This window comes from Streptomyces niveus (assembly GCF_001723055.1).
GTDB lineage: Bacteria > Actinomycetota > Actinomycetes > Streptomycetales > Streptomycetaceae > Streptomyces > Streptomyces niveus.
Genome location: NZ_MDCR01000142.1, coordinates 1 through 8,399, shown reverse-complemented (window position 1 = coordinate 8,399; position 8,399 = coordinate 1). Strand labels below are relative to the sequence as shown.

10 protein-coding genes and 1 riboswitch are annotated in these 8,399 nt (G+C 72.0%); of the genes, 7 read left to right on the top strand and 3 right to left on the bottom strand.

What is annotated here, in order from left to right; translation table 11 throughout:
- Nucleotides 1-108: 108 nt before the first annotated feature.
- Complete coding sequence (locus BHU15_RS18030; RefSeq protein WP_031232321.1) at nt 109-411, bottom strand: type II toxin-antitoxin system Phd/YefM family antitoxin; 303 nt, start codon at nt 409-411, stop codon at nt 109-111.
- Between the two features lie 84 nt (nt 412-495).
- Between BHU15_RS18030 and BHU15_RS18025 the strand changes: the two genes are divergently transcribed.
- From BHU15_RS18025 to BHU15_RS18015, 3 genes are all read left to right on the top strand, one after another.
- Nucleotides 496-1,131: an ATP-dependent Clp protease proteolytic subunit gene (locus BHU15_RS18025; RefSeq protein WP_069628133.1), complete on the top strand. Its 636-nt coding sequence runs from the start codon at nt 496-498 to the stop codon at nt 1,129-1,131.
- Between the two features lie 7 nt (nt 1,132-1,138).
- The gene (locus BHU15_RS18020; RefSeq protein ID WP_069628132.1) at nt 1,139-1,447 is read left to right on the top strand and encodes a hypothetical protein; all 309 of its coding nucleotides are present in this window, start codon (nt 1,139-1,141) and stop codon (nt 1,445-1,447) included.
- A gap of 322 nt (nt 1,448-1,769) precedes the next feature.
- Nucleotides 1,770-1,941: riboswitch (cyclic di-AMP (ydaO/yuaA leader) on the top strand.
- Nucleotides 1,942-1,944: 3 nt separating this feature from the next.
- Nucleotides 1,945-2,415, top strand: coding sequence for a C40 family peptidase (locus BHU15_RS18015; protein WP_069628131.1), 471 nt, complete (start codon nt 1,945-1,947; stop codon nt 2,413-2,415).
- 33 nt (nt 2,416-2,448) lie between these two features.
- Here the strand turns inward: BHU15_RS18015 and BHU15_RS18010 are convergent, their stop codons facing one another.
- Both BHU15_RS18010 and BHU15_RS18005 read right to left on the bottom strand, forming a co-directional pair.
- The gene (locus tag BHU15_RS18010; RefSeq protein WP_069628130.1) at nt 2,449-2,898 is read right to left on the bottom strand and encodes an ATP-binding protein; all 450 of its coding nucleotides are present in this window, start codon (nt 2,896-2,898) and stop codon (nt 2,449-2,451) included.
- Nucleotides 2,899-3,120: 222 nt separating this feature from the next.
- A complete protein-coding gene (locus tag BHU15_RS18005; RefSeq protein WP_247748855.1) occupies nt 3,121-4,326 on the bottom strand; it encodes an 8-amino-7-oxononanoate synthase in 1,206 nt (401 codons plus the stop codon).
- 143 nt (nt 4,327-4,469) lie between these two features.
- Between BHU15_RS18005 and bioB the strand changes: the two genes are divergently transcribed.
- The 4 genes from bioB to BHU15_RS17985 all read left to right on the top strand — a co-directional run.
- Entirely contained in the window at nt 4,470-5,639 is a 1,170-nt protein-coding gene (bioB, locus tag BHU15_RS18000) for a biotin synthase BioB (protein ID WP_069628129.1), read from the top strand.
- A complete protein-coding gene (locus tag BHU15_RS17995) occupies nt 5,632-6,933 on the top strand; it encodes an adenosylmethionine--8-amino-7-oxononanoate transaminase (RefSeq protein ID WP_069628128.1) in 1,302 nt (433 codons plus the stop codon). The genes bioB and BHU15_RS17995 overlap by 8 nt, the downstream gene beginning before the upstream one ends.
- A gap of 1 nt (nt 6,934) precedes the next feature.
- Nucleotides 6,935-7,684 (top strand): dethiobiotin synthase, encoded by a 750-nt coding sequence (gene bioD / locus BHU15_RS17990; protein ID WP_069628127.1) that lies wholly within the window; start codon nt 6,935-6,937, stop codon nt 7,682-7,684.
- 85 nt (nt 7,685-7,769) lie between these two features.
- Nucleotides 7,770-8,399, top strand: a 630-nt coding sequence (locus BHU15_RS17985; RefSeq protein WP_069628126.1) for a class I SAM-dependent methyltransferase, incomplete at its 3' end; no start/stop codon positions are given.

The window sequence follows — 8,399 nt, the reverse complement described above, 5'->3', positions numbered from 1 at the left end:
GAGTACGGCCGGGCCATCCACAACGCCGATCCTCCGCCTTGCGAGCGCACGCACCAGACGCCGCGAGCCCCGCCCTACGGGCGGACGACGCTACTTCGCGGACACGCCCTAGCGCCTCTCGGGCGGCTCGTGCTTGGCCACGATGCCGAAGTCCGCCCGTTCGCCCTGAGCGGACGTCACCGACCTGATCGAGCTGCTCACCGAGCCGATCACGGGCTCTTCAGCCGCGGCGGTCCCCTCGGCCTCCTCGGCCGTGAGGTTCTCCAGTCGTGCCAGGTCAGCGGCCGACACCAGGGCGACGAGCGGCTTGCCGTGCCGCGTCACGACGACGCGTTCCTCGCCGTAGACGACCCGGTTGATCAGGTCGGCGAGTTCCGCCCGCGCTTGCGTCACCGGAATTTCGTAGGCCATGGTCACCATCTTACGTTCTGTACGTCCTGTACATTTTTTACAGACGGACCAGAGCCATGTCCGGCCCGCGAGGAGAGGCACACCATGAACCGTCCTTCCGCCCGCTACGTCCTGCCGGAGTTCACCGAGCGGACCTCCACCGGGACCCGCTCCCTCGACCCGTACTCCAAGCTCTTCGAAGGGCGGATCATCTTCCTCGGCACCGCTTTGGACGAGACCTCGGCGAACGACGTGATCGCGCAACTGCTGCATCTCGAATACGCGGCGCCCGACCAGGACATCGCGCTCTACATCAACTCCCCCGGCGGCTCCCTGAGCGCCATGTCCGCCATCTACGACACGATGCAGGTCGTCGGCTGCGACGTGGCGACCACCTGTCTCGGCCAGGCGGTGTCGACCGCCGCCGTCCTGCTCGCCTCGGGGGCGCCGGGCAAGCGGATGGCGCTGCCCGGCGCGCGCGTCGTCCTCCAGCAGCCCGGCATCGAGGAGCCGATGCGCGGCCAGCCGTCCGATCTCGCCATCCACGCCGAGGAGTTGCTGCGGCTGCGGGCACTGATGGCGGACATGCTGGTGCGGCACACGGGGCAGAGCGCGGAGCGGATCGACAACGACATCGACCGGGACACGATCTTCGACGCGACGGGCGCGAGGGAGTACGGCCTGGTGGACCAGGTCGCACAGGACCGCAGGACGTCGCTCGGTGTCAACTCCCCCCGGTGAGGCGGCGATGCTGCCACCGGAACTGCCGCCGCTGCCCGCACTGACCCGCGCCGAGGGCGAGTTCGTCGACAGCTATCTCCGGGTCGTGGACCTGGTGGGCCGGATCAACCCGTCACGCGCCGAGGACACCTACGGCGCACTGCGGGCCGCGCAGGCGCTGGTGACCGGGGCGGCCGAACTGCGCGACGCGCTGACGCTGATGCACGCGAGAGGCGAGAGGGAGCTGCACACGGCGACGCTGGACCGTACGCTCCGGGTTCTCGACGGGGAGCGCAGGGCCGGGCGTGTCACCATGCCGCCCGGGCCAGGGACTTGAGGCGACGTGCTGTCCGGCGCGCCCGTACGTCATTTGGCTGCCCGTTCGGCGTATCGACCCGCCCGTCGCGACCGGGCCGGCAACTTGCGACCGCCGATCGGCCGTCCGGCCGTAGCGAGTCGAAGCGTCGCAGGTACAGCGCGTGAGCGGTCATACGAACCGTCAGCCGAATCGGCCACACCAACCCAAATGGTCGATAAGTGATGAGAGTCACATAAGCTCGTTTCAACTCGGAATCGGGCTGAGGCCGCGTCAAGATCCCTGGGACGACAAGCCCCCGCCACCTCGGCGGGGCGGTCCGGGTGGACGCCGAGTCCTGCCGCCGCTCCGGATGCCTGGTCGACACGAGTGGATCGGCAGGAGTGGAGGACCCGTGCAGTTCGGGGCGGTCCGACCATGGACAGCTCCTCGGGGTGAAGCCGCGTACGCGGCCGGGCGTCTTCGCCAGTCCGAACCCGACAGGTCATCCTTCACAGGCGGCTGACGAAGGGTTGCGCATGTCCGCGCAGACGCATGTCCCGTCGCTGCTCTCCCGGGCCGGTACCGCATCGGTCCTCCTCGCCGCCGTCGGCGGCACGATGCTGGCGCCCGGCGCCGTGTCCGAGGCCCACGCCCAGCCCGCCGCCGCCAAGGCGCTGAATGTCGCGGCATCCAAGAAGGGCGCGCCGTACAAGTACGGGGCGTCAGGTCCGCACCGGTTCGACTGCTCGGGTCTGACGGCGTTCTCGTACAAGAAGGCCGGCAAGGCGCTCCCACGGTCCGCGCAGCAGCAGTACAACAGGACGCGCCACATCGCGGCCTCCAGCCGCAAGCAGGGCGATCTGGTGTTCTTCCACGCCGGAAATCGCGTCTACCACGTCGGGATCTACGCGGGCGCCGGCAAGATCTGGCATTCGCCGAAGTCCGGTCAGGTGGTGCGGCTCGAGCGCATCTGGTCCAAGAGCGTCCGGTACGGCCGGGTCGGCTGACGCCCGCCCGCCGGGGGACGGCCGGCGCCGGACCTACTCGGCCCGGGTCCGGACGACCGAGGTCCCGGCCGTCCAGGGCAGGGTGATCCAGACCGTCTTGCCGCCGTCCTCGGTGGGTGTGACGGCCAGTCGGCCGCCGTACTCGGCCGTCAGCGCCCGGATGATGACCATGCCGCGGCCGTTGTCCTGCTGGACCGCGGCCGGGAGCCGCTGCGGCCAGCGCGGATGGCTGTCGGTGACTCCGACGCGCAGTTGCTCGTCGCGCTCCAGGGTGACGTCGATCGTGAAGGTCGGCGACCGGCCGAGGGTGTGCTGCACGGCGTTGGTCGCCAGCTCCGAGATGATCAGGCGAACCGTTTCGGCGGTGTCGGCGTCACCCGGCAGCCCCCATTCGGAGAGAACACGTGCGACGTATCTGCGGGCCTCCGGCACCGACGCAGGAGCGCTCGGCAGGGTGACGGATGCTTCCTGATGGTCTGCCATGGCGACGCTGTCCCTTTCCCACCGGGACGCAGACCGACCTATGGCTGATGCCCGCGAGTACGTCCCCGGATTGCGCTTCGCGCCACACTGCCACCAACGACACCCCGCGCATGGGCGATCCGCCGGGATATGGGCCCCTCTGTCGCTCTAAGCGGTGAACCCTGCTACGCGAGACCGTATTTCAACGGGCTCAAGTTTCACCCCGCGGCGACCGAGACGCGGCTACGGGGCGCCGGCCGCCGCCGGGGCGGTCGCGATGATCGTCGCCAGCGCGCTCTCCACCTGAACGTCCGTCAGGTCCGCGCGCGCCGTGAGCCTGATCCGGGAGATCCCGTCCGGCACCGACGGCGGCCGGAAGCAGCCCACCACCAGACCCGCCGCCCGGCAGTCGGCGGCCCATCGCACGGCCGCCGCCGGGGACGGCGCCCGTACGGAGACGACGGCCGCGTCCGGGCGCACGGCGCTCAGCCCCGCCCCGGTCAGCCCCCGGTGCAGCGCGAGCGCCACCGCGCGCGCCCGGACCGTCAGCGACGGGTCGTCGCGCAGCAGCCGCAGACTCGCGAGCGCGGCGCCGACGGCGGCCGGCGCGAGACCCGTGTCGAAGATGAACGACCGCGCCGTGTTGACGAGTTGGTCGATCACGCGGGCCGGACCCAGGACCGCGCCGCCCTGGCTGCCCAGCGACTTGGAGAGCGTGACGGTGGCGACGGTGCCCGGATCGCCCGCCAGGCCCGCCGCGTGGACGGCGCCACGGCCGCCGTCGCCGAGCACGCCGAGCCCGTGCGCGTCGTCCACGAGCAGCGCGGCGCCCCGCGTACGGCACACCTCGGCCAGCCGCGCGAGGGGCGCCGCGTCACCGTCCACCGAGAACACCGAGTCGCTGACGGCCAGGGCCCGTACACCCTCGTGGGCTTCGAGTGTCTTGTCGACCGCCGCCGGGTCCGCGTGCGGTACGACCACGGTCTCGGCGCGCGAGAGCCGGCAACCGTCCACGATGGAGGCGTGGTTGGCGGCGTCCGACACGACGAGCGAGCCGCGCGCGGTCAGCGCGGTGAGGGCGGCGAGGTTCGCGGCGTACCCGGACGACAGGACGAGCGCGGCCTCGAAGCCGCAGAAGTCGGCCAGTTCACGCTCCAGTTCGGTGTGCAGGGCGGTGGTTCCGGTGACCAGCCGCGAACCGGTGGCGCCCGCGCCCCAGCGGCGCGCCGCGTCGGCCGCCGCGCCGGTCGTCACGGGGTGGTGCGTGAGCCCCAGGTAGTCGTTGCCGGCGAGGTCCAGCAGTGCGGACTCGGCCTGGCGGGGCCGCAGCGTACGGACGAGACCGGACCGTTCACGCCGGCGCGCCTCGCCGTCGATCCAGCCGAACGGGTCCGGCGGCGGTGTGGACAGCCTGTTCGGCGTGCTCGGCACGGGCGGCTGGGTTGGCACGGCTCGGGTCCTTTTGTAGGCAGCCCACAGACCCTAACCGTCCACGGACGCGCTCCGGGTGTGGTCATACACACACCTGAATGCCCCCGTCTTGTGGGATTCATCCTTGGCCCGGAGGCCCGCCGTAGGCCAGGATCGGCGCCATGGACCTGCTGAACACACTGGTGGAGAAGGGCCTTCGGCGCGAGTTGCCGTCCCGCGAAGAAGCGCTCGCCGTGCTGACGACCTCCGACGACGATCTGCTCGAAGTGGTGGCCGCGGCCGGGAAGGTGCGCCGCCAGTGGTTCGGGCGGCGGGTCAAGCTCAACTACCTGGTCAATCTGAAGTCCGGGCTCTGTCCCGAGGACTGCTCGTACTGCTCCCAGCGGCTCGGGTCCGAGGCCGGGATCCTCAAGTACACCTGGCTGAAGCCGGACGAGGCGTCCAAGGCCGCGGCGGCGGGAGTGGCCGGCGGCGCGAAGCGGGTCTGTCTGGTCGCGAGCGGCCGGGGACCGACGGACCGGGACGTCGACCGGGTGTCGAAGACGATCGGCGCGATCAAGGAACAGAACGCCGACGTCGAGGTCTGCGCCTGTCTCGGGCTCCTCTCGGACGGCCAGGCCGAGCGGCTGAAGGCGGCGGGCGCCGACGCGTACAACCACAACCTCAACACGTCCGAGTCGACGTACGGCGACATCACCACCACCCACACCTACGCGGACCGGGTCGAGACGGTGCGGCACGCGCAGGGCGCTGGCCTGTCGGCCTGCTCCGGGCTGATCGCGGGCATGGGCGAGAGCGACGCCGACCTGGTGGACGTGGTCTTCGCGCTGCGCGCGCTGGACCCGGACTCGGTGCCGGTCAACTTCCTCATCCCCGTCGAGGGCACGCCGCTGGCCGGGGAGTGGAATCTGACGCCGCAGCGGGCGCTGCGCATTCTCGCGATGGTGCGGTTCGTCTGCCCTGACGTGGAGGTCAGGCTGGCGGGCGGACGTGAGGTGCATCTGCGGACGATGCAGCCGCTCGCGCTGCACCTGGTGAACTCGATCTTCCTCGGCGACTACCTCACCACGGAGGGCCAGGAGGGCAAGGCGGACCTGGACATGATCGCGGACGCCGGGTTCGAGGTGGAGGGCGCGGGCACGGCGACGCTGCCCGAGCACCGGGGCGGCGGCGGGTGCGCGAGTGCGTGCGCTCCGTCGGACAGCGCCGCGTCGGACAGCGCTCCGTCGGACAGCGCCTCGTCGGCCGGGGCCGAGGCGTCGTCCGCCCGTACGGATCTGGTGACCGTACGGCGGCGTGGTGCCGGTACGGACCTGGCGCCCAATGCCTGACGCGCTCGGTCCGGGCGAACTGCTGGCGCTGGACCGGGCCCATGTCTGGCATCCGTACGGCCCGATGCCCGGCCGCACCGACCCGCTGGTCGTGGAGTCCGCCACCGGGGTACGGCTCCGCCTCGCCGAACCGGCGCACGGGCAGGACGAGTTGGTCGACGGCATGTCGTCCTGGTGGTCGGCGATCCACGGCTACAACCACCCGGTGCTCAACGAGGCGGCACACGGCCAGCTCGCGCGGATGAGCCATGTCATGTTCGGCGGGCTCACCCACGAGCCGGCCGTCCGGCTGGCGGCCCGGCTCGTGGAGATCACCCCCGAACCGCTGCGGCATGTCTTTCTCGCCGACTCCGGTTCGGTGTCGGTGGAGGTCGCCGTCAAGATGTGCCTCCAGTACTGGCGTTCGCTGGGCCGCCCGGCCAAGCAGCGGCTGCTGACCTGGCGCGGCGGCTACCACGGGGACACCTGGCAGCCGATGTCGGTGTGCGACCCGGATGGCGGTATGCACGGGCTCTGGTCGGGGGTGCTGCCGCGGCAGATCTTCGCGGACGCGCCGCCGGCCGACTTCGAGGAGTACGACGAGACGTACGCGGACCACCTCCGTGCCCTGGTCGCCCGCCACGCCGACGAGCTGGCCGCGGTGATCGTGGAGCCGGTGGTGCAGGGCGCGGGCGGCATGCGCTTCCACTCCCCCGCGTATGTGCGGGTGCTGCGCGAGGCCTGCGACGAGTACGGCGTGCTGTTGATCCTGGACGAGATCGCGACCGGGTTCGGCCGCACCGGCACGCTGTTCGCGGCGGAGCACGCGGGGATCTCCCCCGATGTGATGTGCGTGGGCAAGGCGCTGACCGGCGGTTATCTCACGATGGCGGCGACGCTGTGCACATCGGAAGTGGCGACGGGCATCTCGCGCGGCGAGGTGCCGGTGCTCGCCCACGGCCCCACCTTCATGGGCAATCCGCTGGCCTCGGCGGTGGCGTGCGCGTCGATCGACCTGCTGCTCGGCCGGGACTGGCAGGGCGAGGTGAAGCGGATCGGAGCGGGGCTGCGTGACGGCCTCGCCGAGACGGCCTCGCTGCCCGGTGTGAAGGACGTACGTGTTCTCGGCGCGATCGGCGTCGTCCAGCTGGACCGCGAGGTGGACATGGCGGCGGCGACCCGGGCGGCGGTACGCGAGGGTGTGTGGCTGCGGCCGTTCCGCGACCTCGTGTACACGATGCCGCCGTACGTGACGGGCGACGACGACATCGCCAGGATCTGCCGCGCGGTGGCCGCGGCTGCGCGGGAGGCGTGAGATGGCGGTACTGATCGTCTCGGGGACCGGGACGGAGATCGGCAAGACGGTCGTCACCGCGGCCGTCGCGGCGGTGGCGCTGGCCCAGGGGCGTTCGGTCGCGGTGCTGAAGCCCGCGCAGACCGGTGTCGCGCCCGACGAGCCGGGGGACGTGGACGAGGTGATACGTCTGGCGGGCGGCGTCACCACCGTCGAACTGGCCCGTTATCCCGAGCCGTTGGCGCCCGCGACGGCGGCCGGGCGGGCCGGTGCGCGGCCCGTACGGCCCGAGGAGATCGCCGAGACGGCCGAGAAGCTGGCGACCGAGCACGATCTGGTGCTGGTCGAAGGCGCGGGGGGCCTGCTGGTGCGCTTCGACCACGAGGGCGGGACGCTCGCGGACGCCGCCCGGCTGCTCGCCGCCCCGGTGCTGGTGGTGGCGCCCGCCGGGCTCGGCACGCTCAACACGACGGCGCTGACGGCCGAGGCGCTGCGTGCGCGCGGGGTGGCGGCGCTGGGCGTGGTGATCGGGAGCTGGCCCGCCGTGCCGGATCTGGCGGCGCGCTGCAATCTGACCGATCTGCCGGATGTCGCGGGTGCCCCGCTGCTCGGGGCCGTACCGGACGGCGTGGCCGCGCTCCCGGTGGCGCGGTTCCGTGCGCGTGCGGGCGACTGGCTGGCTCCGGAGCTGGGCGGGGGCTGGGACGTGGCGCGCTTCACGGCGAACGGCGGTCGCGCCTGGCCGCTGCGGACGCACGGAGCCCCTCGGTAACGAGTTGCGTTCCGTGAGCTGCTGAGCGGAGCCGTACGGGGAAGAATCATGGTGCCGCCCCCGTACGCCGGAGGAGATCCGCGAAATGCATCTGCGCTACCGCAAGGTCCCCAAGGACTCCGTGCACCATCCCGTCTTCGCGCGCTTCTACGCGCGGATGAGCGTCGCCGCCGACGCCAAGGGCGGTATCGCGGCCCACCGCGCGGAGCTGCTGACCGGTCTGTCGGGGCGGGTCGTGGAGATCGGCGCGGGCAACGGGCTGAACTTCGCGCACTACCCGGCGGCGGTCTCCGAGGTGGTGGCCCTGGAGCCGGAGCGCGCTCTGCGGCAGCTGGCGGTGGGCGCTGCGATGCGGGCCGGGGTCTCGGTGGACGTACGGCCCGGTACGGCGGAGGCGCTGCCCGTCGAGGACGCCGGTTTCGACGCGGCCGTCGCCTCACTGGTGCTGTGCACCGTACGCGACGTACCGAAGGCGCTCGCCGAGATCCGCCGCGTCCTGCGCCCCGGCGGCGAGCTGCGCTTCTTCGAGCACGGTCTGGCGCCGCAGCGCCGCCTGGCGACGGTGCAGCGGGCTCTGGACCGGACGGTGTGGCCGAAGCTCATGGGCGGCTGCCACACGGCACGGGACACCCTGGCGGCGATCAGGGACGCGGGTTTCGAGTTCGGCGCGTACCGCGCACTGCGGGTCCCGGAATCCGGCCCGCTTCTGCCGACG